Genomic DNA, 24,025 nt, shown 5'->3' on the forward strand with positions numbered 1-24,025 from the left:
TTTTTATTACAAAGAAGTTCCCTCAATTGGCGGCAGCGGATTCAGGGATAAATTTTTTTTCGGATGGGTCGATTTTTCTTAGCAACCCCGGCCAAATGGCCACCATGGTTGACTTTCGCTATACTTTGTTATTTTCAAATTAATTATATATATAATTATATGGTATAACTAACACAAAAGTATCTTTATTAAAGATTATTATATATATAATCATTTTTAAAATTTGCTGTTCATTTTGTTCATTTTGATTTTTACAAATCTAAACCCCTGACTCAGACGTACTTAATGAAGTATCGAAAATTCCTAATCCATTTATTGTCCCCTATGATTGATCTATCCTATGACTTCATCATGACACTGCAGAAAGAAGTATTGCGCAGATACGGTGTTGAAGTCATGTCGTCGGCAGATTGCAAGAATCTGGCTCAGTCCATATTGGATAACACCACGAAACTGGTGAGTGAGACAACGCTCAAAAGGGTATTCGGATTTGCTGTTACACAACACAGCTTTTCGCGCTACACGCTGAACACGCTCTCACAATATTGCCGTTTTAAGGACTGGGAAGATTTCCAGCAACATCATTATCAATTGCTCAACAGCGCCAGTCGCAGCAACCAGCAACTGGACACCCGCAGATGGGATGAACTGAAAACCAAAGCGGACGCAGTATCACATTACACCATCCTGACGCTTAAAAACCGTTCGGGTATCGCGTTCCCGTTTACCGTTCCCCGCACTTTCTGTAACGCACACATTGAGCGGTTCCTCGAGAGCGACTACGCTGCTACTGCCCTGATCGCGCCATCAGGCTGGGGCAAGTCCGTGGCCCTGGTACACCTTGCCGAACATTTCTGGTTCTGCAGGGACGCCCGGTTCAAACACGACGTATGCTGGTTCATCCATGCACACGCCGCCGGCAGCCTGTTACTCAAAGGCTTCTCCCTGGCCAACTGGCTGGACAACCAGATGGACCTCGGCAAAGGGGAGAACTTCCGCGAATATTTCGCCAGTCATTTCAATAACAAGGGCGGTCGCCTGATTCTCATCATCGACGGCTTCGATGAGATCGCTGTTTCCGGCGATAAGCTCAAACTATTATATACCAAGCTGGAAGACTTTGTGTATTCGAACGACCGCTATCCGTGGGTGAAAGTGATCCTTTCCGTCCGGAGCAGCACCTGGTCGGAGATATTCCAGCACTCCCACCAGTACCCGGCCTTCCGCCGTTACTGGTACCTGGGACCGGAGATGGACGAAGAAACCAACATTAACCTGCCGGCACTGACCGAACAGGAAGTGAAGTCGGTGCTCTACAATCACCACTTCGATCCGTCCACCATCCGGATGTTCTCTGAGAGCTTCCTGCAGAAACTACGCAACCCGTATTACCTGCAGCTGTTCTGCCAGCTCAACGCCGGCCCGGACCAGAATTTTGTGGATGAACACCTCAGCCTGTTCGAAATCGTATCACGGTTTGTACAGAACCGGGTTTTCAACTCCCAGAGCAACGCCTTTAAAATAAAGATCATCGAAAAGCTGCTGGCGCTGCTCGATTATGGCCGCAGCGGTATCTATATCGATAAAAGCAAGCTGCTCAATCAGAACGCAGACCTGTTCCCCGCCTACAAGGAACTACTGGCGGATAATATTCTGGCGGAAGAGAACCTGAGCCAGGAAATCATGTTCCATGTAAAGGTGCGCTTCGCGCATACCTTCCTGCTGGAATACTTTGTAGCCATGCACTACCTCCAGCAAAGCAGCCAGGAGATCAACGAAAACCTGTTACGGAACATACTGGACCACCTGCCGCAATCCCCCTACCGCATCGGGGTATTCCGCTGGCTGCTCCGCTATGCGATCACCACCCGGCAAACGGAAGGCATCATCAAGATGTTCCATCTCCCGCTGGCGAACATCGAAAAATCACACCTGCTGGAATACCTCGTGCTCCACTACCAGCACGAAGGCAACAACCAGGTGGAATTGAAATCGATCTTTCCACCGGGCTTCTTCAAAAAGAACCCGCTCAGCCAGATCATTAATGATGAGTTTATGCATTTCCGTAAACGGAAAGTGCTGAACGCCCTGCTGGGAATGGCCGAAGCGCGGGAGGACAAACTCAAAATCCGTAACCTGCTCTTCAGCATGGCATTACTGCAGCTGGACGCCGAGCAATGCGAGCTGGAGCTCAACAGCATCAAAAAACTGTACAACGCAGACGAATTCGACGGCGAACTGTGGGTGACGCCTTATGAAATACTCCTTTTTATTTATGAGTATCTCAAATTTGGCTTTGTCAATGAGGGTATCCGGGCCAAAATATACCAGTACCAACATTACTGGGGCCATACTTCCCGGCAGCAGATATCCGTGGCGCAGGAAATCGTGTTCCGTAACATGGGCACCGCCTTCCTGCTGATGGAAGATTATGAGCATCTGCTCAACTTCACCCAGCGCCTGTTTCAGGCCTACCCTTCCCTGCCATACCGCAAAGCGGACTCTTTCCGCCTCATGCTGCTACTCTGGCAAGCTCAGGGCCACCTGGGAATGGGCAACGTTAAATCAGCCGAAAGGATCTGCCGGCATGCCGATCATGTCATCAAAAAATACTCCTCCGACTATTTCAGCGGCAAACACCTGGAGTCTTTCCAGAAACTGCTGCATGCTACCGTATACTATAATGAACACGAATTCCACAAAGCGATCCGTGTAGCCGAAATAGCCATTGAACATGCACAGAAGCTGGACCTGAAAGTGCTGGCGCTGATGAACTACGCCCTGTTGAAGAACATCTACCGCGACCTCAACATGGACAAACAGATCACCGATACACAACAACAAATAGAATTAATCCGTAACAGCACCTCCTTCAAACAGGCCATTCCAAATTTTGCGAAGTGATTATGGCATAATTTTGCTTTATTGCATAGCATAATGGCCATTGATGAAAGCAAATACACGACGTCTACCCAATTGCTGCTCAACGTATTGAGCCTGCTGACGTTGGCACCACTCGCACCTTTTGTAAACCGGTTCCTCCCGCCCATCGTGGCGGGAGGGTTCCACATAGACCTGGCTGTATCGTTTCTGATCAGCCTTCTGGTGGTATATACCCTGCGATGGGTTTTCCGGCCGCTGATTATTCCCGCTTTCCTGCTGGTGTGCAGTATCCTGCTGATCAACAAATACCGGGACGACTATACCTTCACGAATGTGCTGAACGATTATAAAGGGATGGTGCAGGGCAACTGGGGCACCAAAGACAGCAAACAGCTGGACATCCTCAGCTTGTATCCCCGTCGTGTGGAAAGCTATCGCGACAAAACTGTCCGGGGCATCCGGGAGAAAGTCAACTACCAGGACTCCGTGGTCCGCAACTTCTCTGTTAAACATTCGCTGGCGTATTACGACGAGTATTTTTATAAATTCGGGAAGATCACCCGTTTCCTGTCTCTCTTCCGGTATATCAACGGTAATTTCAAATATGTGCTCGATTCCCGGCGTGACGAATATTTCGCCACGCCACAGGAAACCATCCTGAACGGCCTTGGTGGCGACTGTGACGATCATTCCATATTGATGACCTCCTGCCTGCAGTCTATCGGGGCGCGCTGCCGTATTGTACTGATCAAAGGCCACGCTTACCCGGAGCTGTACTGCGGCGACAAGGAAGATTTCGAAATCATGAAACAGGCCATCATTACGCTTTTTCCCAAACCCGTCATCAAGGAGTTATATTACCACGAACTGAAAGGGGAGTACTGGATCAATCTCGATTACACAGCCAGGCATCCCGGCGGTCCGTACATGAATGATAAAGTTTATGGGTTGATTGAGCTCTGATTCCTAAATTTGCGCCATGAGTAGATTTAGCCGTATCCGGAAACATCATAGTTTCTTCAGGTTTAAACGAGAGTTTGAAGAATATAGCCTTCGAAAAGCCAAAAGCTATGAACTGGTTCTCCATTGGCTTCATACCAAGCTGAACCGTAATCAGTTTTTGCTGTTATCCGGTATCCTGGTAGGATGTTCCGCCGGCCTGGCGGGAGTTGCCCTAAAAATGCTGGTGCATTATATTCACTATATCATCACCTACAAAGTACATTTCAGTACCCAGATCATATTTTATATTGTTTTCCCTTTTCTGGGGATTGTGCTGACCACCCTGATTGTTATTTTCTTTTTCAAAGGTCAATCCCGCAAAGGGATTCCGGCGATATTGCATGAGATTGCCCAGAACTCCAGTATCATACCGCAGGTGAAGATGTATTCCCAGATACTGCAAAGCGCCGTGACTGTTGGCCTTGGCGGATCTGCAGGGCTGGAAAGCCCTATTGCCGTTACCGGCGCCGCGTTGGGATCGAACTACGCCCGCACTTATTCACTGGGATACAAGGAACGTACTTTGTTGCTGGCAGCCGGCGCCACGGCGGGTATCGCTTCCGCCTTCAATGCGCCCATTGCCGGAATGATGTTTGCCTTCGAGATCCTGCTGACCGGCGTGGTGTTCTCCGACTTTATGCCGTTGGTAGTGGCAGCCGTTTGCGGCAGCCTTCTTTCCAAAATCATCCTTCAGGAGGAGGTCCTTTTTCATTTTGAATCCCGGATACCTTTTAACTATCACAATGTCCCTTTTTATATTGTCCTCGGCCTGCTGAGTGGGTTTTACGCCCGTTACTTTGTGGTATTGTCGCATAAAGTGGAGCATTTCTTCCAGCATCTGCAGTGGAGCGCTCTTCGGAGGGCCATGTTGGGCGGGGTGCTGGTATCGGCGCTCTGTGTAGCGTTGCCCCCTTTGTTCGGAGAAGGCTATACCGCTGTAAAAGCATTGGCGGGAGGCCATGGAGAAGTGATCCTGCAAAACAGCTTCTTTGGGTACTTTCCACCACAAAGCTGGATGCTGCTGGTATTTACCGGCTGCGTATGCCTGCTGAAAGCCTTTGCCACTTCCATCACCATCCAGAGTGGCGGTAATGGCGGGAATTTTGCGCCCTCCCTGTTTGCCGGCGGTTTCCTCGGGTTCTTTTTCGCTTTGTTATGTACACAGATCGGCCTGACCGATGTGCCGGCGACCAACCTTGTTATCGTAGGCATGGCCGGAGTAATGGCCGGGGTGATGTATGCTCCGCTGACAGCCATCTTCCTGATCGCGGAATCCAGTTCGGGGTATGACCTGTTCATTCCATTGATGATTGTATCTACCACCTCCTACCTGATGGCTAAATGGTTTTCGCCCATCTCCCCGGAGTTGACGGAACTGGCCAAGGAAGGCAAAGTATTTACCAAAGCCCATGACAATAACATCCTGCTGATGCTGAGAATGCAGGACCTTGTGGAACAGGATATCCAGCGGATAAACATCGACAGCGACCTCCGGGAGCTGATAGAGCTTGTAAAAGGCGGGCACCGCAATATAATCGCGGTAGTAAACCAACAGGACAAACTCGAAGGTATCATTACGCTCGATGATATCCGTCCGATCATGTTCAACCCGGAGCTGTACGATATTGTTACTGTCAAGAAATTAATGAAAGCGCCGCCCGCAGTAGTATCTTTAAAAGACAGTATTACATTGGTGCTTAAGAAATTTGACGAGGCGCATGTCTGGAACCTGCCGGTCGTGCAGGACAAAAAGCTGATAGGGTTTGTCTCCAAATCACGCATACTGAATAAGTACAGATTACTGTTACAAGAATATTCTGAAGGATAGATACATTCAAATATGGCGCGGGTACTCATCAATTTTGCACATCCGGCACTGGAGAAGTCCAGGGTGCACCAGCAGTTGCTGGCGGCTATCAAAGGCGTAAAGGGCATTACTTTCAACGATCTGTATGAGTGGTACCCTGACCTGGACATTGATGTAGCCCGGGAGCAGCAACTGCTGGAGCGACACGATATTATTCTGCTGCAACATCCATTTTACTGGTATAGCGCTCCCGCCATCATCAAACAGTGGATGGACCTGGTGCTGGAGCATGGTTGGGCTTATGGCCATACCGGGAAAGCGCTGCAGGGCAAATATCTCAGTAACATCATTTCTGCCGGGAGTGCGGAGAGCGGTTACCATCCCGAAGGGAAACATCAGTACCCGGTACGGGAGTTCCTGCTGCCTTTTTCACAAACCGCCGCATTGTGTAACATGCAGTATCTCGCTCCCTATGTGATTTACGGCGTACACCGTATGGACATAGAAGATGTCCGGGGCGCCGCACAGCACTACCGCAACCTGCTGGAGCAGCTGCGGGACGACAAAATAACGCCTGAGGCCCTGACCCGGCTGACTTATATGAACGAGGCATTACAACTTCCATCCCAAACCCGATAAATATGAATCAACATTCGCTGCTATTTCAGTCAATGGTGTATCTGGCTGCCGCCATTGTGTTTGTGCCGCTGGCCAAGAAAATGGGGCTGGGCGCTGTGCTGGGGTATCTGATCGCCGGTGTGATCATCGGTCCGTCTGTGATGGGCTTCATCGGTAAAGAGGGGGAAGACATTATGCATTTTGCCGAGTTTGGCGTGGTGATGATGTTGTTTCTTATCGGGATGGAGCTGGAGCCGACGTTGCTCTGGCGGCTGCGTACTTCCATTCTGGGGCTGGGAGGGCTCCAGGTGCTGGGCAGCGCCGCTGCTATCGCCGGACTGGCTTACTGGCTGGGGCAGCCATTTAATGCATCGCTGGCGCTGGGTATGATCCTGTCGTTGTCGTCTACCGCTATTGTGTTGCAAACGCTTAATGAAAAAGGGTGGATGCAAACGGCCGCAGGGCAGAGCGCTTTTTCCGTATTGTTGTTCCAGGACATCGCGGTGATCCCGATGCTGGCCATTTTCCCGTTGCTGGCCAACGGCGCCGCCAGCACGGCGGACCTGCATGAGCCATCCCTGCGCGACAATCTGCCTGCATGGGGGCAAACGCTGGTGGTATTGGGCGCCGTAGCCGCTATCGTTGTGGCCGGCCGCTACCTTGTTAACCCGCTGATGCGCATTATTGCCCGCACCCGCGTCAGGGAATTATTTACCGCCACGGCGCTGCTGATGGTGGTGGCTATCGCCGTGCTGATGAATCTTGTGGGCTTAAGTTCCGCGCTGGGCGCCTTTCTGGGCGGTGTGGTGCTGGCCAACAGCGAATATCGTCATGAGCTGGAAAGCGATATAGAACCTTTTAAAGGATTATTGCTGGGATTGTTTTTCATCGCCGTGGGAGCGTCCATAGATTTTTCGCTCATCAAGGAAGAACCGTTGCTGATATTTGGTCTGGTACTGGGGTTGATGGTGATAAAAGGTGTTGTGCTGACGATATTGGGGAAGATATTCAAGCTGAGTACAGACCAGAACCTGCTCTTTGCCTTTGCGTTGGCTGACATCGGCGAGTTTGCGTTTGTGTTGCTGGCTTTCAGCAATCAGGTAAGGCTGATCGATGGCAGGCTTTCCGCGATGCTTACGGCTATTGTGGCCATCAGCATGGCGCTGACGCCGCTGATCATGTTGTTGTACGAAAAAGTGATACAGCCACGGTTTACCCGCCAGATACCACACGGCGACGAGCGTTCTTCTGATGAAATCCATGAAAAGAACCCGGTGATCATCGCCGGCTTCGGCCGTTTCGGCAGTATGACCGGGCGTTTCCTGCGGGCCAATGGTATCAAATGTACCATTCTCGATATGGATTCAGACCGGGTAGATGCGTTGCATAACCTGGGTATCAAAGTATATTACGGCGACGCTTCCCGTTACGACCTGCTGGTCGCTGCCGGCGCTGCCGACGCCAAACTGCTGATAGTTGCGACCGACCAATCCGAACAGACCCGTCAGATTGTGGAACTGGCGCAGAAATATTTCCCGCATCTGCAGTTATTGGTGAGGGCGCAACAGGTGGAAGATACTTTCGAGCTGATGGACCAGGGCGTACTGCATATTTACCGTGAAACGGTGGACACTTCGCTGCGGATGGGCGCTGATGCGCTCCGGATGCTGGGAGTGCGCGCCTATCATAGTGAAAGGGCCGCGCGCACATTCTTCCGCCAGGACGAAAGGACATTAAAAGGGTTATCGGCCATGCGCGACGATAAGAAACAGTACCTCGTCAGTATGCGCGAGCGTATTGAAGAAATGGAAAAACTGATTGCCTCCGACCGCATCAAAACATGGCTGGACGAAGGACAGGGCTGGGATGCCAGTTCCATCCGCGATGAGGTGCGTGGAGAAGCAGAGAGCTGATTATTGAATATGGTGTATGATCAGTTCAGCCACGTGGTGCAGTAGTTCTACGTCTACCGGATGGCTGTGGTCGTGCATGGGTTTATCGGAGACAGCCCGCACATAACCTTCTTCATCGGGCTCGAAAGAGATCTCGTGTTCAGCAATGACGACTTTGTATATGGTTTTGTACGTCTGGTGTACCGTGTTCACTTCCAGAATATGAGGGTGTCCCTTATATTCAAATTTCAGGGTAAATGTGTCTGTTGCCATTGGTTACTGCCGTTGCAGGGCTCAGGCTTCTTTTTCACTGTGTTGCTGCTGATAATAACGCTTGATCCTGTTTTTTTCATCCCGGGAAAGCTGATGAATGAACGACAGGGAAAAATAAGCCAGTCCGCTAATGATAAATATGTATCCTACGAATCCCAGTGTATGGAAAATCCGGAACCACATCCAGTCATTCGTGTAGGCGTACTGCGCTAAGATAGCTAAAATCACACCTGCCAGCATCAGAACAATTGCTATTTTTTTCATCGGGGGTAAATTTTGGGATAATGAATACTACTCACGGGATCCGGCGGCAAACGAAATGCCATACCATATCTACGTTACAACAACTACATGCGGATGTTGCTCATGCAGATATTTTTCTACATAACGTATAGGGTATAACGAAGAAGTGGGGAATATAGTTACAGTTGCAGGCGGATATGTAATTTATTAAGCCCCTTTACCACAAACAACATCGCCACCGCGAAGCACATGCACCAGATGATGCCCGGCACGCCCTCCTGCAGAACAGCCGGCAGGCTGAGGCCCAGGGCCATCATTCCGAAATACACGATGTCCGGCAGGATGTAGGTGAGGAGTGGGTTGGAACCTGCGGGCTTAAAGAAGGAAGTCCATCTGTTGAAATGTTTTACATCTATCAAAAAATATAAAAGTGAAAAGACGGCCACACAAATGGCCGCGCAGTACAGGCACCAGCTGGGCGTTGCCTGGATCTTGGATAATTTATACGCGGGCCGTAACCAGGCGCCTGCAATCAGCAGCACCGTACAGAACCCTGCCACCCTGGATACCAGGCGGCTGCCAGTCAGTCCCAGGTCTTCATCAAAATAAAATAAAGTTAACAGCATCCCACACAACACGATGGCCGTATGGGCCGCATTGCCGCCCTGTGATGCCAGCAAGCTCCACTCACTGTTTTGTATAAACGGCTGCCGGCATAAAATATAATACCCGATACATACCGCTATCATGAAAAAGATAGCGTTGTGATTGCCTTTAAAGAGCTGGTAGATAATACAGGCGTACAGGTATGCCCAACCAATCAGTCCCAGGATACCCCACCATTGTGGTGTGAGATAATGCGCTCCGTCTTCACCGCCCCGGTAGATCACCGCCAGCACGATCAATATCACTGCGCCGATACCTTTCAGGCACCAGCTGATCCACGGCTGTTCGAATTTATATACATTCCATACCAGTATCACGCTACCGTAAAACAACAACGCCCATACCCCCATGCTCATACCGGTGGCAGCGGGATTGAGCTCATCGGTATTCACCATAAACACCCCCAGCACCAGCAGGCCCAGCGTGCGCCAGAGAATATGTTTCTGCAGCTGCCAGAAACTGTCGCCTTTATTCAGGCGGCTATTGATGGCAAAAGGAATAGACATACCCACGATAAACAGGAATGCCGGAAACACCACGTCCACAAATGTCATCCTGTCTTCATCCGCGTGCGCATGCTGCATCCACGAGGGGATACCGTGCACGCCGGCAACACTGTTAACAAAAATCATCACAAGGATGGTAATTCCGCGAAAAGCATCGATAGATAAAATACGACCGGTTGATAATTTATTGATCATAGGGGATTGTGGGTTGACGATCGTCCAAAATACAATATAAAACTGATAGTATTAAGGCTATTTTAAGCAGCCAGTGGCTAAAAAAATTTATCTTTCCAGCCTTAAACCAATTAACACTTATGAGGAAATACCTGCTCACAGGCATCGGCATTGCCGGTATGGCATGCATGGCCGCCTGCAACCAGGGACAGTCGACGGCCGATCAGCAACAAGCCACCCCCGACATCCTGGCTGCCAACGTAGACAGCACTGTCAACCCCGCACAAGATTACTTTGACTATGTCAACGGCGGATGGATAAAACGTAATCCTATCCCTGCAGAGTACAGTTCCTGGGGCATCGGTAACCTGGTACAGGAAGAGCTGTACAAACGTCTGCGGCTCATCAACGAGCAGGCCGTCGAAAAACCGGGCGATGACATCTCCCGTAAAATAGCCGCTTTCTGGAAAAGCGGAATGGACTCCGTAGCCCTCAACGCCGCCGGTATTAAACCTATCGAGGCCGATCTGAAAGCTATCGACGCCGTTACCAACACCCGGGAACTGGTTGCCCTTGCCGCACAGCAAAACATCTTCACCGGCGTAATGTGCAGCCCTTACATCGCACAGGATGCCAAGAACAGCGAAGCCATGGCCCTGCAGTTTTACCAGGGCGGCCTTGGTTTACCCAACCGCGATTACTATTTCAATACCGACGAACGCACTACCAAAATAAGGCAGGCTTATCCCGCGCACATCGCTAAAATGCTGCAGTTCACCGGTATGGACAGCACTGCCGCCAAAGCTGCCGCCGCCAGCGTGGTACAACTGGAAACCATCCTCGCCAGGTCCAGCCGCAAGCTGGCAGACCTGCGCGATCCGGAAGCCAACTATCACAAGATGGCCGTTACCCAGCTGAACAAAATGGCCGGTAACATCGACTGGGCCGCCTTTATAAAACAGCAAGGCATTAACAGTCACGCAGATACGATTATTGTTGGTCAACCGGAATTCTACACCGCCCTCAGCAACGCCGTTAAATCACAACCGCTGGACGCCTGGAAGAACTACCTGAAATGGCACCTGATCAACAGCAGCGCTTCCACACTCAGCGATGACATTGCCGCTACCGACTTTGCCTTCTATGGCACACTCCTGAAAGGCCAGGAGAAACAAAAGCCCCGCTGGAAACGGGTGCTGGATGCGGAAGAAGGCGCCATGGGCGAAGCGCTCGGCCAACTGTTCGTGAAAGAGTTCTTCAACGCCGACGCCAAAAAAAGATACGAGAACCTGGTGGAAGACATCCGCGGGGCACTGAAAACACGTATCGAAAACCTCACCTGGATGAGCGACAGCACCAAACAGAAAGCACTGTACAAACTGTCTAAAATCACCAAGAAAGTAGGTTACCCGGACAAATGGAAAGACTTCTCCGCCATGACCATCAAAGAGCAGTCATATGCAGCGAATGCCAGAGCAGCACAACAATGGTGGCACAACTACCAGGTCAACAAACTGGGCAAACCGGTAGACCGCACTGAATGGGACATGACACCGCAGACCTATAACGCCTACTACAATCCCAGCAACAATGAAATCGTGCTGCCTGCCGGTATCTTCACCGTGCCCGGCAAACGCGACGAAGAGCTGGACGACGCGCTGGTATATGGCTATGCCGGCGCCTCCACCATCGGCCACGAAATCACCCACGGCTTTGATGATGAAGGCCGCCAGTTTGACGCAGACGGTAACCTGAAAAACTGGTGGACCAAAGAAGACGAAGCAAAATTCAATCAACGCGCAGCGGTGATGATCAACCAGTTCAACTCCTACGTAGTAGTAGACACCTTGCATATCAACGGCAAAGCCACCCTCGGCGAAAATATCGCAGACCTTGGCGGTATCCTCCTCGGATGGGACGCCTTCCAAAAAACAGCACAGTTTAAAAAGAACCAGCCCATCGCCGGCTACTCCCCCGCACAACGTTACTTCATGGGTTACTCCCTCGGATGGCTCAGCCACACCAAAAAAGAAGACCTGGCCAGAAGAGTGCTCACCGATGTGCACTCCCCCGCCAAGTTCAGAGTGATCGGCCCCTTTAGCGACGTAGACGCTTTTTACAAAGTGTACAACCTGAAAGAAGGCGACGGCATGTGGAGAGCAGACAGTGCACGTGTCAGAATATGGTAAGACCTTTTACGAGGTATGAAAAGCCTGATTGGGACTCCTTTCCAGTCAGGCTTTTCTATTTGTCTGAATGCCGTCAGGAAAAGATATAATGTACATATTGCGCGAACTATTAACTATCTTGAGTCCCGAATTTTGGAATTGGATTGCTAAATTAATTTTGGAGCTATAAGAGAAATGGGAAGTTCATGCCATGAGCGGCGGAAACCAGTCGCGCACTTTTTTGCTATTGTTATTATCGGAGTATTTGCTGTTTGTACAGGAGCTGGAAACGCTTCCGCACAGACGTTTTCAGAAGCTTTTAAACCGTTTGCCGGCACACCCCGCCACTATGTATGTTATCACACTGCTGACAGCGTGACCATTGACGGTCAGCTGTCGGAAAAGGCGTGGGAACAGGTACCCTGGACAGATGACTTTACGGATATTGAAGGAGATACCAAACCGGCGCCGCCGCTCCGCAGCCGTGTAAAAATGATGTGGGACCAGCATTATCTCTACATTGCTGCCGTGATGGAGGAACCCCACCTGCGGGCTACCCTTAAAGACCATGATGCGATCATATTTCAGGACAACGACTTTGAGGTGTTCATTGACCCCGATGGCGATACACATCAGTATTTTGAACTGGAAATCAACGCCTTTAATACCGTGATGGATTTGTTTATGAACAAGCCGTACCGTCATGGTGGCAACGCGTTGCTCAACTGGGATACTAAAGGCCTTAAGACCGCCGTTCATATTAACGGTACGCTCAACCAGCCCGGCGATAAGGACAAGGAGTGGACTGTGGAAATGGCGATCCCATTCCATGCACTGCGCTTCTTCAATGATCCGCGCCGCCCGTCTGATGGCAGCACCTGGCGTATCAATTTCTCCCGGGTAGAGTGGGACACCGATATCAAAGACGGTCAGTATGTAAAGCGGAAGAAGCCGGAAAACAACTGGGTATGGTCTCCGCAGGAAATCATCAACATGCACGCCCCTGAAAGATGGGGATACCTGCAGTTCAGCACCCAACCGACCCATGACGCCACCGCACCCTTCCGGATGCCGGTTGCCGAACCAGCCAAACGCCTGTTGTGGCATGTCTTCCATGAGCAGGTACGTTACCGGGAACGCCACGGTAAGTTTGCTGCTACCCTCCGGGAACTGAACCTGCCCGCCAAACAAACCGCAGCAGATGGCATCACTTACTCACTGCAGCTGGAAGGCATCAGTTCCCAGTTCACCGCTTCCATACAGGGCGGCAAACTGGAGGGAACGGTTTACATTAACCAGGAAGGCCGTATCTACAGCAACACGAAAAGAAAATAACGCTTATGAATAAACGTAATTTCATCAAAGCATTGGGACTCAGCGGGCTGGTATTAGCGAAACCGTCGCTGCCCGCACTGGCAGCCGGCACCACCGAGAAGCCGCAGTCCATGGAAAAAATAGGGGTACAGCACCGTGTCTGGATCAATCCCGATCCCAAAGAAAAAGCGGCCGATCTGGCCAAACGTTATGCCACCTATCGTAAAGCCGGCATTACAGACCTTTTCTTTGAAGCTGACAGTGAAGTACATTTCAGGGCGGCCAAAGCTGCCGGCATTAAGGCGCACCGCTGGATGTGGACCATGAACCGTGGTGAAAAAGAGCTGCTGGCCAGTCATCCCGAGTGGTATGCAGTGAACCGTAAGGGCGAGTCCTGCTCCAACCATCCGCCGTATGTGGATTACTACCGCTGGTTGTGCCCCAGCAAACCGGAAGTGATCAACTATCTGAAATCACAGGTAGAACAGGCGCTGTCGAAGAATTATGTAGATGGTATTCACCTGGACTATGTTCGTTTTTGCGATGTTATTTTGCCGGTGAACCTCTGGAGTAAATATGGCATTGATCAGTCGAGAGAGCTGCCGGAATATGATTTCTGTTATTGCAACGACTGCCGCAGTGCTTATAAAACCGCCTATGGCAAGGACCCTCTGGAGATAGAGCATCCGGACCAAAGTCCGTCCTGGCGGAAATTCCGCTACGACCGGATCACCAACGTGGTAAAGAACCTTGCACAGGTAGCCCAACAACATAAAAAACCTATTTCCGCCGCGGTGTTCCCCACGCCGGAAATAGCCAAACGCATTGTACGGCAGGACTGGACCAACTGGCCGCTGAACGCCGTTATGCCGATGATCTATCATGGCTTTTACCGGGAAAACATTACCTGGATAGGGGATGCGGTAGCAGAAGGCGTTAAAACCCTGCATGGAGCGTTTCCGTTGTATGCCGGCTTATTCCTTCCTGACTTCAACAACAACTACAATGATCTGCGCGAAGCGGTGAAACTGGCCATAGACAATGGCGCTGCCGGTGTTTCTATCTTCGGGGACATGACGCCGGAAGTGTTAAGGGTGCTGGGAGAAAGCGTGTAAATTTAGAAATTTTGTTATTTAGGAATTTAGTTATTTAATGCCTTATCGTTCCCGGCTTATTTTGAATAGCTAAATTCCTAAATAACAATCATCAAATTTCTAAATGACAAAATTTACAAATTGTTAGCGGGTCTGTCTGCCAGCGCCTTACCAAAATTGACATTCGGTTTGTTCCCCATTGTCACTACCAGGGTACCGCCTTTTACGAGGTCCTGGTGCGTGATAAAGCTCTTCGTATAGGGCTTTCCGTTAAGCGTGACGTTTTGGATATAGATATTTTCCTTGCTGTTATTGATCGTTTGCACCGCGAAGGTTTTACCACCTTCCAGCTTCAACGTTGCCTTATCGAACAGCGGGCTGCCCAGCACATACACGCCATTGGCGGGGTTTACCGGATAGAAGCCCAGAGAGGAAAACACATACCAGGAAGACATGGCGCCGCAGTCTTCATTACCTGCCAGACCTTCCGGCTGATCGAAGTAAAAGTCTTTCATCACCTGTCTTACTTTTTCCGCTGTTTTCCACTGGTTACCTGCAAAAGCGTACATGTAGGTAACATGATGGCTGGGTTCATTCCCATGAGCGTACATGCCAATCAGGCCGGAGATATCGCTGGATGCCTCTGCTCCCATATCTCCCTTAGCTGTGAAGAGGCTGTCCAGTTTGTGAGTGAAGGCTTCGTCACCTCCCATCAGGCTGATCAGTCCTTCCACGTCTTGCGGTACCAGCCAGGTGTATTGCCAGCCGTTGCCTTCCGTGAAATCGCCTTTTTCATGGATGGAATTGAACGGATCGTAAGGTGTTTTGAAGCTGCCATCGCTCATGCGTGGCCGTACAAATTTAATCGTGCTGTCGAAGTAGTTTTTGTAGTAGGCAGCACGTTTTTTGTAATATTCGTAGTCTTCCTGTTTGCCCATTTTTTTGGCCATGGCAGCGATACACCAGTCGTCGATAGCGTATTCCAGGGCTTTCGACACTGATTCATACTCTTTATCAGCGGGGATATAACCTCTTTCTTTTACGTATTTCACGCCGAGGTCGTCGCGCATGGAGGTAGCTTTCATGGCTTCGAAAGCATCTTCTGCATTAAAGCCGGTGAATCCTTTCAGATAGGCGTCCACGATAGGAGGCACGCCATGATAACCCACCATGCAGTTGGTTTCGCTGCCCATGAGCGGCCATACCGGCAGTTTGCCTTGTTGCTTGTGTATGGTGATCATGGAGTTGACGAAGCTGTTCACTTTTTCCGGATGCAGGATGGTGCTCAGCGGGGCGGCAGAGCGATAAATATCCCACAGGGAGAAAACGGAATAGTTATCGAAGCCCGGGTTTGGATACACTTTTTTATCAGTGCCACGATAGCTGCCGTCATGATCATTGAAGAGCGCCGGATCTATCATGGTATGATAGAGGGCGGTATAGAAGACACGGCGGGCCGCTTCATCTTTTGTCCGGATGTCTACCTTGGACAGTTCCTTGTCCCACTTGGCGTTGGCGCTGTTCACCACCTGGGCGAAGTTCCAGCCTGGCATTTCCGCGTTGATGTTAGCCAATGCGTTGGCACTGCTGACGGGGGAGATGCCCACTTTCAGCATGACCTGCCCCGGTGATTTTGCAAAAGAGATCACACCTTTTACTGCTTTCCCTTTCAGGGAGATACCTTCCTGTTTTGTATCTCCTTCAAACACCTGGAATTGTTTTACCGGTACATTGGATTTAATGGTGAACCATACGCGCTGGTCTTCCGCCCACCCTTTGGAATAGCGGTAACCTTCGAGGGTATGGTCATCCACTTTGCGGATGAATGTTTCCACGGGGGCGTCCCAGCCGATGCCTTCCTTCAGGTCGATGATGATGTTGGCCGGTTCGTTTTTCGGGAAGGTATATTTATGCAGCGCTACTCTTTCAGCAGCGGTCAGTTCCACGTCGATGTTATAGTCATCCAGTTTTACCCGGTAATAGCCGGGGCGGGCTTTTTCGCGGGCATGTGAATAATGGGAGCCGTAGCCGGAGGTTGGGTTTTCCTGGGTACCACGGTTGGTGCGGACTTTCCCGGTGTAAGGCATGATCAGCACGTCGCCAAGGTCGCCGATACCGGTGCCGCTCAGGTGCATCTGAGAGAAGCCGATCACCACGCTGTCAGAGTAGTGGTAGCCGGAGCACCAGTCCCACCCTTTTACGATATTGGTGGGGCCTACCTGCACCGCGCCATACGGTACGCTGGCGCCTACAAATACGTGGCCATGGCCGCCGGAGCCGATATAAGGGTCTACCGCCGCTACCGATCTGCTTTCGATGAAGCCTTCAGCGGCTTTAGCCTTTTTAGCCTGTGCCGATACCTGCGTGCCTTGCAGCATCAGGGCCGACAAGGCCAGTGCGCCACCGATCCTAAATCCCATATTCATAACTAAATCCTTTTAGCAAGCTAATATACGCGGTCGGGAGAACTTTTCAAGCACTTTTTTTGTGAACGGGAGGTTATTTGGGGTTGGGTGAGGGGAAGCTGAAGTGGGCTGGGTGAGGGAGTGGGGTGAGGGTGGAAGCTGAAGTGAGCTGGGTGAGGGGGAAGCTGGGTGAGGGTGGAAGCGGAAGTGAGCTGCGAGAGGGGGAAGCTGGGTGAGGGTGGAAGCGGAAGTGAGCTGGGCGAGGCGGAAGCTGGGTGAGGGTGGAAGCGGAAGTGGCTGCGAGAGGGGGAAGCTGGTGTAAAGCCGGAAATGGAGGTGGAGGCGAAACCGGCTTTAAAATAGCGTCCGGAAAACGGGCATCTGAAACGCCGTTTTCCGGATAGCGAAGCGACTCAAAGTTGCCCGACAGGCTCCAGCACAGGGGCAGCTGCTTCTGTCTTTTCCAGCTTCTTCAGGAACTGTTTGGTAAGAATTTCCCATGCGATCATCAGCCACAGTACCAGGCAGGGCAGGGCTTTCAGCGCATACGGCACCGCAAGGTTTTTCCTCACCCATGGCGTAACGAGGTCTGAATGGGAGAAACTCACAAGTAGTATGGCAAAAAACAGGAATGTATTCGTTGCGCGCGTGATAGGCTGCATCACATACCAGATACAGATGGCCGGTATCGCGATAATGTAAGTCGGTGATTCTGAGCTGCTGCTAAATAATACGGGGAACATCAGCACCGAGCAGAGCATATACAACCGGTAGCGGGAATTATAGCGGTAAGGCAGCCGGATGTATTGGGACAGGAAAATCAATACCGCCGGGATCAGAACATAATTATGATTCAGCGTAGGCAGGTGAAGTATCCGCTGGATAAACCCTCCGGCGGAAATATTCTGGAAGATAGTGGTAGTAGCCTCGTTCAGCGTATTCTTATGCACCAGGGCAGCATACCATTCGAAATAACAATTAATGACATACTGAGGACTGGAAAGCAACATAGGCGCTACAAACAGGATACCTCCCCAAAGGAACAAACCACCAATCAGGCGCCTCGGATTGCTACTGAAAAAGAAGAATGCCAGTCCCACGATGCCGTAAATCTTTGTCAGCGTACCCAACACGATCAGGAATGCCGCCATCATATCCTTACCCTTTACAATACTGGCGAAGGTCAGGATGATAAAAGCACCGATGAACTGGTTCATCTGGAACCATCCGCTGGCGCCCATCAGCTCTTGTGTGCAGAGCAACAGGATAATGTTTTGTTGTATCCTGTTGAGCGGCAGCTGCCGGATAGCATAATACAGTATTCCCGCGCCGGTCATGGCCCATAGCAGGGCGCCGACTTTGGTTTCCAGTCCGGCAAAAGGCGCGATAACGAGGCTAAACACCGGTCCATACAGGTTTACATCGTAGTATTCCTGCGGATACTCGATATAAAGTGGTTGCTGATGTATCAGGTGAAAGAATACATTCTTGAAAATGAGGAAGTTATTGATGTTACCCCGGGATATTTCCGTAATAGCACCAATAAAAGCCAGGCCAAACCAAAGGAACATGATCAGCCATTCCTTTTCTCCCAAATAAGTCAGCACGTTGCGTTTACGCTGTACAGCCGTGTAGTTCATCGTAGATCCAAATACTATATATGCTGATATGACGCAGCAAAAAGCCGCATCCCCCTATTAGAGGGCGGCGATTAAAAAAAAGTAAATACGTAATTAATCTTCGAATGAAGCCCACTGTCCGGACTGCAGATTGATAGCGGTTACTGCGCCTGCAATCACCACAACGGCCGCGGCCGCAATAAGAACAAGTACTATCATGTAGATCAGATTTTGCATTCTCAGGGACAAATATAGGGAATTGGTCACCGGTTTCGCATGGCATTTTTCCGTAAATTAATACCATGAATAAGTATGGCACAACGCACAAGAAACGAACAAGGGCTGCGGAAGACAAACTGACATTTCAGGAAAGACTGGCTGCCCTCCGTAATATCCCTGCCTTTTTCCGGATGGTATGGCAGACCAACCGGGGCTTAACGATCACCAACGGGTTGCTGCGCATTGCCCAGTCAGCCATGCCGCTTTCCCTGCTATACGTAGGCAAACTCATTATCGACGAGGTGGTATTGATCAGTAAAGACCATACCCACCACAGCACACAGCACCTATGGCAGCTGGTGGCCCTGGAGTTCGGGCTGGCCATCCTCTCCGATGCGCTTAGCAGGGCTATTACACTCATTGACAGCCTGTTGGGCGACCTGGTAGCCAACCACACATCAGTAAAAATTATGGAACATGCTGCCTCGCTGGACCTGGACCAGTTTGAAGATTCTGAGTTTTACGATAAGCTGGAGCGTGCCCGTCAACAAACAATAGGCCGCACCATCCTGCTATCGCAGGTATTCAGCCAGGTACAGGACCTTATCACGATGGGCTTTCTGGCCGCCGGGCTGGTCGTCTTCAACCCCTGGCTGATACTCTTGCTGCTCGTTGCCGTTATCCCGGCGTTCCTGAACGAATCGCACTTCAACCATTTGCATTACCGCCTCACCTGGGGACAGACATCCGACCGCCGGGAGCTGGACTATATCCGTTACCTGGGTGCCAGCGACGAAACAGCCAAAGAGGTAAAAGTCTTCGATCTCTCCAATTTTCTCATACAACGCTTCCGCGTGATCTCCGATAAGTTTTACAACGATAAAAAGAATCTCGAGTCCCGCCACGCTATCTGGGGCACCCTGTTTGCGCTGCTAGGCAGCGCAGGCTACTACGCCGCCTACGTGATCATCATCCTGCAAACGGTCAACGGCGTGTTGACCATCGGTAGCCTCGCTTTCCTCGCCGGCTCCTTCCGGCAGCTGCGTACCACCTTCCAGGGTATCCTGATCCGTTTCTCCAGCGTAACACAAGGCGCCATGTACCTTAAAGATCTCTTCGATTTCTTCGAGATACAGCCGCAGATGCGCTCACCACAGCACCCACGGCGCTTTCCACATCCTATTCGCCAGGGTTTTACCTTCGAAAACGTAGGCTTCAAATATCACAACTCCGACAAATGGGCTATCCGTCACCTGAACTTCACCCTTCATGCCGGCGAAAAACTGGCGCTGGTAGGAGAGAACGGCGCCGGTAAAACCACGCTGGTGAAGCTGCTCGCCCGCCTCTACGACCCGGTGGAAGGCCGTATCCTCCTCGATGGCGTTGACCTCCGGGAGTACGACCTCTCTGAATTACGTACGCAGGTAGGCGTTATCTTCCAGGATTACCAACGGTATCAGATGACCGTTGCTCAGAACATCGCCGTCGGTAACATTACCCACGGACATGACCATGAGCTCATCCAGGATGCGGCGCGACAAAGTCTCGCCGAACCCCTCATCGAAAAAATGCCGCTCGGCTACGAACAGATGCTGGGCCGCCGCTTCAACCAGGGCATTGACCTCTCCGGCGGCGAATGGCAGAAGATAGCACTCGCCCGCGCCTATATGAAAGATGCCCAGCTGCTGATACTCGACGAGCCAACCTCCGCCCTGGATGCCCGGGCGGAATACAACGTTTTCCTCCGCTTTGCAGACCTCACACGGGACAAGACCGCAGTATTGATATCCCACCGGTTCTCTACCGTGCGCATGGCCAACCGGATACTGGTGCTGGAGAAAGGACAACTGGCGGAGATAGGAAGCCATGAAGAGCTGCTGGAGCGAAGAGGGAAGTATGCCGAGTTGTTTGAGTTGCAGGCGGCGGGGTATAAGTAACTATCCGCATTTTTCATTAGGTTTCCTAATCATTTGACTGTTACCACATCGATTTTTCCGTGTCAGTTGCGTTTGACGGTTGGGAGGCGGGGGTGTAAATCAGTCCTTAGATAATATTTTGTAATATTGGTGAGAACCCATGAATCATGTTAAAAGAATTATTCTCAGAATTTATCGCCATATATCCCAGCGAGAAAAATAATGTTAAGAACTCTATAGATAAAAATTATGGGCATCTTCGTTCTACTAAAATATTAACGGAAGAGTTGCCTGCATTGCTACAAGTCCAATCTGGCCTCTCTTTCGATCAGTATCTCTTTAAGGGATCGGTAGGTAAAGGGCGCATGGCCGAGGTACCTAATTTATGTATTCTCGATAAATCTATAACAGATTCTCCCGAAAGAGGATACTATATCGTTTATCTATTTGATCCTAGAATGACGAAGCTTTATCTGACGCTATTGCAGGGATGGACGCAATTCGAAAAAGCATATGGCGCACGAATCGGTCGAAAAATCATTCTTAAAAACCAAGAGGGCCTAAGAAATCAGTTTGACACGGAAGGTGCTTTTTCGACTGCTGAGTTAGGGTTATATGCAGAAAGAACGCGCACAAAGGGATATATATACGGTACCATTTTTCACAAAGTATATTTCATCGATGAAATGCCCGATGATCAGGCGATATTATCCGACCTTAAGCAAATGGTGAGTCTATATCAAACGATGAAAGAGGAAATAGGGTCTGACATCGTTCATAAAACGATTCCCACAGAAAACGATTTCCAACAAGAAATACAGACAGCAACGCCCGTCTATCTTCCCGATGGCCCGATACCCAGACCATCAAAACAGACTCGTGCTCCTAATAAATGGAAAAGAAATACAGGTATTTCCGCAGTTGCGTTATTACGTGCTTATTACAAATGCGAAGTAGATCCCACTCACAAGACTTTTACTTCTCAGAAAAACAAACACCCATTTGTAGAAGCTCATCACTTCCTTCCAATGGCAATGCAAGATAACTTTATCCACAGTCTGGATGTAACGGAAAATATTATAGCCTTATGCCCGACTTGTCACAGAGCCTTCCACCACGGCGAAAATGATTATAAGAAAGCGCTGATTAACCGCTTCTATGAAGAACGGCAGCCAGGCTTACAGCGCAGGGGAATTCACATTTCGGAAGAAACGCTTTTAGACATTTATCTTAAACAAGATGATATTATTGAATAAGAGGCGCCATGAGCACCTCTTATTCTTTCGGGACACCTACTGTATCTTATACCAGGGTAATCCTTGTACACCTTTCGGATGATTTACCGACGTTTTCAGGCTGCTTCCATTGATTTCAAACCAAGGGAATGAACTACGACCGTTGGGGTGATACACCGTCGGATAAACCTTGTCGTTGGTGATTTCAAACCAGGGTTGTGTGTGGGTACCACTGGCATGATGAACAGTAGTGAAGATCTGGTTGTCCCGGATTTCAAATTCCGCCAGACCTTTCCATCCTTCCGGATGATGAAGTGTTCTGTAGATGTACATTGGTTAAAATTTTCGGGTTAAAAACGTAGTATAAATTTAAGCGAAAAATAAATCCGGGGGAAGGGAAGAAGTCTGTTTACTCACATAATTTTTGTGATCATAAATATTGATTTACAAATAATTATAAACACAAAAACAACACATACAAAAATTTCCGCCTGGTCCCAAAACCGCGAGTCCTCTCTGAAAAATTATTGCATTACCTTTTCCTATCTTTTTTGAAACGCTTTTTATAACCTTCAAATCAACTTCCATGCGTTTACCGACAAACCCAAGATCCGCTGTAACGGTCCTTGCCGGGCTGATGTTATTCACGCTGAGTTCTTTCGCCGGCAATGATAAAATTCAGCCAGACATCACTGTCTACCTAAAAAACAATCATACAATTGCCCCCGCACCCAGAGAATGGAATGCCTCCACGGTTTACGCCGCTGGTGATATCGTCGTGTATAAAGGCCGCATGTATAAGGCAAAGTGGTGGACACAAGGAGAAACACCGGGATCAAGTACCGTATGGCAAGACCTTGGACCCGTTATAGAAAACAGATAACAGGCTGGCGAAAAACGCTTTTCGCATTGATCCACAATCGGTTACTATCGACATTAATCGCAACGCATAAATTTACGTATAACCAACAACGTTATATCATTAAAAAATTTTCAACAGACGCCAAACCTTTACACACAAAGCATTTACAAGAAATAAAAATTTCTGCTTCTTATCAGGATTAAAAAAATATTTTGGAGATATTAAAATATTTTCTCCATCTTTGCATTGTTAAAAAAATCATAAACATGCATCCAAAGTATATACATACACAGAAATTCAGCGCGTCAGGCCGCATAGGCCATACGGGTTGCGGGGCATGTTATGCTACAGAATAGTTAAATCAACGAATTCGATATAACACAAGCCCTGCAAGAGATTGCGGGGCTTTTTTAATTTCAGAAAATATGCATCACTTAACGATATATCACTTTCATTATAGCATACAGCCACAAGGCAGTAAGCATTCATATGCCCCAAAACGACAACGACATCGGTAGTACCCCTCACGTTTCATCCCGTGAAAAGTAAACTGAAACCGGTCGTTGTAAAAGATGACCGGTTTTTTTGTTGCCCCAAAAGTCCGGCCTGTAGCTCAACGGTGAGAGCGGCTGCCTTATATGCAGTGTGTTACTGGTTCAAATCCAGTCTGGCCGACAAAAAACGGGTAAGGTAGTTTCGGCTGCCAGCCACAAGTTCTTCTCTGTCAGAGAAGCAGGAGCAGTTATGCACGCAAACCAGGCGAGGGTTTCAGAACACCCCGCAGTGCAGCGGTAGTAACCGGCTGTATGCTGTTGCCATATACGCTGTTCGCTGTATTCCATCTATGGGTAAGAGGTTCGAATCCTCTCTGATCTTGAAAATCAGTAGCTCATCCGGTAGAGCAATAGAACACAAAAAAGGGTTCGATTCCCACCCCGCAAGGGGCAAGCCAATGGTCGGCAAAGGACTAACACTCCTCGGGAAGCGCACATCTTCTATAAAATGTGCTCATTCTTTAAGTCAGGGTTATATGCCTGTGCTACCGCGTCAAAAGGGCGCAACGGCAAATCCGGTGAACACCAGCAAACGACTGTATATCTGCGCGTGGTTCGTATCCCTTAGTTACTTT

General features: G+C 49.7%; 17 protein-coding genes and 1 tRNA gene. 12 read left to right on the plus strand and 6 right to left on the minus strand.

What is annotated here, in order from left to right; all coding sequences use genetic code 11:
• Positions 1–324 precede the first annotated feature (324 nt).
• Genes B5D63_RS14345 through B5D63_RS14365 form a run of 5 tightly spaced genes read left to right on the plus strand, consistent with a single transcriptional unit; the run spans position 325 to position 8,223 of the window.
• Positions 325–2,904, plus strand: coding sequence for an NACHT domain-containing protein (locus B5D63_RS14345; RefSeq protein ID WP_078669470.1), 2,580 nt, complete (start codon positions 325–327; stop codon positions 2,902–2,904).
• A 33-nt stretch (positions 2,905–2,937) separates the two neighbouring features.
• Complete coding sequence (locus B5D63_RS14350; RefSeq protein ID WP_078669471.1) at positions 2,938–3,846, plus strand: transglutaminase domain-containing protein; 909 nt, start codon at positions 2,938–2,940, stop codon at positions 3,844–3,846.
• A 16-nt stretch (positions 3,847–3,862) separates the two neighbouring features.
• On the plus strand, positions 3,863–5,713 hold the full coding sequence (locus B5D63_RS14355) for a chloride channel protein (RefSeq protein WP_078669472.1): 1,851 nt from the start codon (positions 3,863–3,865) through the stop codon (positions 5,711–5,713).
• Between the two features lie 12 nt (positions 5,714–5,725).
• Positions 5,726–6,331 (plus strand): NAD(P)H-dependent oxidoreductase, encoded by a 606-nt coding sequence (locus tag B5D63_RS14360; protein WP_078669473.1) that lies wholly within the window; start codon positions 5,726–5,728, stop codon positions 6,329–6,331.
• A 2-nt stretch (positions 6,332–6,333) separates the two neighbouring features.
• Positions 6,334–8,223, plus strand: a complete 1,890-nt coding sequence (locus B5D63_RS14365; protein WP_078669474.1) for a monovalent cation:proton antiporter-2 (CPA2) family protein — start codon at positions 6,334–6,336, stop codon at positions 8,221–8,223.
• Here B5D63_RS14365 and B5D63_RS14370 read toward each other — a convergent pair whose 3' ends face one another.
• From B5D63_RS14370 to B5D63_RS14380, 3 genes are all read right to left on the minus strand, one after another.
• Complete coding sequence (locus B5D63_RS14370; RefSeq protein ID WP_078669475.1) at positions 8,224–8,475, minus strand: hypothetical protein; 252 nt, start codon at positions 8,473–8,475, stop codon at positions 8,224–8,226.
• Between the two features lie 21 nt (positions 8,476–8,496).
• On the minus strand, positions 8,497–8,739 hold the full coding sequence (locus B5D63_RS14375; RefSeq protein WP_078669476.1) for a hypothetical protein: 243 nt from the start codon (positions 8,737–8,739) through the stop codon (positions 8,497–8,499).
• Between the two features lie 158 nt (positions 8,740–8,897).
• The gene (locus B5D63_RS14380) at positions 8,898–10,085 is read right to left on the minus strand and encodes a DUF5009 domain-containing protein (protein ID WP_078669477.1); all 1,188 of its coding nucleotides are present in this window, start codon (positions 10,083–10,085) and stop codon (positions 8,898–8,900) included.
• Between the two features lie 119 nt (positions 10,086–10,204).
• On the opposite strand from B5D63_RS14380, the gene B5D63_RS14385 reads away from it, so the two are divergent.
• The 3 genes from B5D63_RS14385 (at position 10,205) to B5D63_RS14395 (ending at position 14,661) form a co-directional block, all read left to right on the plus strand.
• Entirely contained in the window at positions 10,205–12,253 is a 2,049-nt protein-coding gene (locus B5D63_RS14385; RefSeq protein ID WP_078669478.1) for a M13 family metallopeptidase, read from the plus strand.
• 174 nt (positions 12,254–12,427) lie between these two features.
• Entirely contained in the window at positions 12,428–13,567 is a 1,140-nt protein-coding gene (locus tag B5D63_RS14390; RefSeq protein WP_078669479.1) for a carbohydrate-binding family 9-like protein, read from the plus strand.
• 5 nt (positions 13,568–13,572) lie between these two features.
• Positions 13,573–14,661: a family 10 glycosylhydrolase gene (locus B5D63_RS14395; RefSeq protein WP_078669480.1), complete on the plus strand. Its 1,089-nt coding sequence runs from the start codon at positions 13,573–13,575 to the stop codon at positions 14,659–14,661.
• A 113-nt stretch (positions 14,662–14,774) separates the two neighbouring features.
• On the opposite strand, the gene B5D63_RS14400 is transcribed toward B5D63_RS14395, so the two are convergent.
• Together B5D63_RS14400 and B5D63_RS14405 are read right to left on the minus strand one after the other, a co-directional pair.
• On the minus strand, positions 14,775–17,066 hold the full coding sequence (locus tag B5D63_RS14400) for a GH92 family glycosyl hydrolase (RefSeq protein WP_078669481.1): 2,292 nt from the start codon (positions 17,064–17,066) through the stop codon (positions 14,775–14,777).
• 392 nt (positions 17,067–17,458) lie between these two features.
• Positions 17,459–18,685, minus strand: coding sequence for a glycosyltransferase family 87 protein (locus B5D63_RS14405; protein ID WP_078669482.1), 1,227 nt, complete (start codon positions 18,683–18,685; stop codon positions 17,459–17,461).
• A gap of 281 nt (positions 18,686–18,966) precedes the next feature.
• On the opposite strand from B5D63_RS14405, the gene B5D63_RS14410 reads away from it, so the two are divergent.
• Both B5D63_RS14410 and B5D63_RS14415 read left to right on the plus strand, forming a co-directional pair.
• Positions 18,967–20,820, plus strand: coding sequence for an ABC transporter ATP-binding protein (locus B5D63_RS14410; RefSeq protein WP_078669483.1), 1,854 nt, complete (start codon positions 18,967–18,969; stop codon positions 20,818–20,820).
• Positions 20,821–20,966: 146 nt separating this feature from the next.
• Positions 20,967–22,055 carry an MrcB family domain-containing protein gene (locus B5D63_RS14415; protein ID WP_078669484.1) on the plus strand — a complete coding sequence of 363 codons (1,089 nt, stop codon included), beginning with the start codon at positions 20,967–20,969 and terminating at the stop codon, positions 22,053–22,055.
• A gap of 36 nt (positions 22,056–22,091) precedes the next feature.
• Here the strand turns inward: B5D63_RS14415 and B5D63_RS14420 are convergent, their stop codons facing one another.
• Positions 22,092–22,367 (minus strand): hypothetical protein, encoded by a 276-nt coding sequence (locus B5D63_RS14420; protein WP_078669485.1) that lies wholly within the window; start codon positions 22,365–22,367, stop codon positions 22,092–22,094.
• 253 nt (positions 22,368–22,620) lie between these two features.
• On the opposite strand from B5D63_RS14420, the gene B5D63_RS35665 reads away from it, so the two are divergent.
• Complete coding sequence (locus tag B5D63_RS35665; protein WP_078669486.1) at positions 22,621–22,917, plus strand: carbohydrate-binding protein; 297 nt, start codon at positions 22,621–22,623, stop codon at positions 22,915–22,917.
• A 581-nt stretch (positions 22,918–23,498) separates the two neighbouring features.
• A tRNA-Ile gene (locus tag B5D63_RS14430) sits at positions 23,499–23,571 on the plus strand.
• Positions 23,572–24,025: the final 454 nt, after the last annotated feature.

Origin of the sequence: Chitinophaga eiseniae (assembly GCF_900167135.1) — a bacterium.
GTDB classification, from domain to species: Bacteria; Bacteroidota; Bacteroidia; order Chitinophagales; family Chitinophagaceae; genus Chitinophaga; species Chitinophaga eiseniae.

Excerpts from the sequence above, each read along its gene's own strand:
- B5D63_RS14365 (WP_078669474.1), top strand. The coding sequence starts at position 6,334 with ATGAATCAACATTCGCTGCTATTTCAGTCAATGGTGTATCTGGCTGCC.
- B5D63_RS14385 (WP_078669478.1), top strand. The coding sequence starts at position 10,205 with ATGAGGAAATACCTGCTCACAGGCATCGGCATTGCCGGTATGGCATGC.
- B5D63_RS14345 (WP_078669470.1), top strand. The coding sequence starts at position 325 with ATGATTGATCTATCCTATGACTTCATCATGACACTGCAGAAAGAAGTA.
- B5D63_RS14420 (WP_078669485.1), bottom strand. The coding sequence starts at position 22,367 with ATGTACATCTACAGAACACTTCATCATCCGGAAGGATGGAAAGGTCTG.
- B5D63_RS14395 (WP_078669480.1), top strand. The coding sequence starts at position 13,573 with ATGAATAAACGTAATTTCATCAAAGCATTGGGACTCAGCGGGCTGGTA.
- B5D63_RS14370 (WP_078669475.1), bottom strand. The coding sequence starts at position 8,475 with ATGGCAACAGACACATTTACCCTGAAATTTGAATATAAGGGACACCCT.
- B5D63_RS14405 (WP_078669482.1), bottom strand. The coding sequence starts at position 18,685 with ATGAACTACACGGCTGTACAGCGTAAACGCAACGTGCTGACTTATTTG.
- B5D63_RS14390 (WP_078669479.1), top strand. The coding sequence starts at position 12,428 with ATGGGAAGTTCATGCCATGAGCGGCGGAAACCAGTCGCGCACTTTTTT.
- B5D63_RS35665 (WP_078669486.1), top strand. The coding sequence starts at position 22,621 with ATGCGTTTACCGACAAACCCAAGATCCGCTGTAACGGTCCTTGCCGGG.
- B5D63_RS14360 (WP_078669473.1), top strand. The coding sequence starts at position 5,726 with ATGGCGCGGGTACTCATCAATTTTGCACATCCGGCACTGGAGAAGTCC.
- B5D63_RS14355 (WP_078669472.1), top strand. The coding sequence starts at position 3,863 with ATGAGTAGATTTAGCCGTATCCGGAAACATCATAGTTTCTTCAGGTTT.
- B5D63_RS14415 (WP_078669484.1), top strand. The coding sequence starts at position 20,967 with ATGTTAAAAGAATTATTCTCAGAATTTATCGCCATATATCCCAGCGAG.
- B5D63_RS14350 (WP_078669471.1), top strand. The coding sequence starts at position 2,938 with ATGGCCATTGATGAAAGCAAATACACGACGTCTACCCAATTGCTGCTC.
- B5D63_RS14375 (WP_078669476.1), bottom strand. The coding sequence starts at position 8,739 with ATGAAAAAAATAGCAATTGTTCTGATGCTGGCAGGTGTGATTTTAGCT.
- B5D63_RS14400 (WP_078669481.1), bottom strand. The coding sequence starts at position 17,066 with ATGAATATGGGATTTAGGATCGGTGGCGCACTGGCCTTGTCGGCCCTG.
- B5D63_RS14380 (WP_078669477.1), bottom strand. The coding sequence starts at position 10,085 with ATGATCAATAAATTATCAACCGGTCGTATTTTATCTATCGATGCTTTT.
- B5D63_RS14410 (WP_078669483.1), top strand. The coding sequence starts at position 18,967 with ATGAATAAGTATGGCACAACGCACAAGAAACGAACAAGGGCTGCGGAA.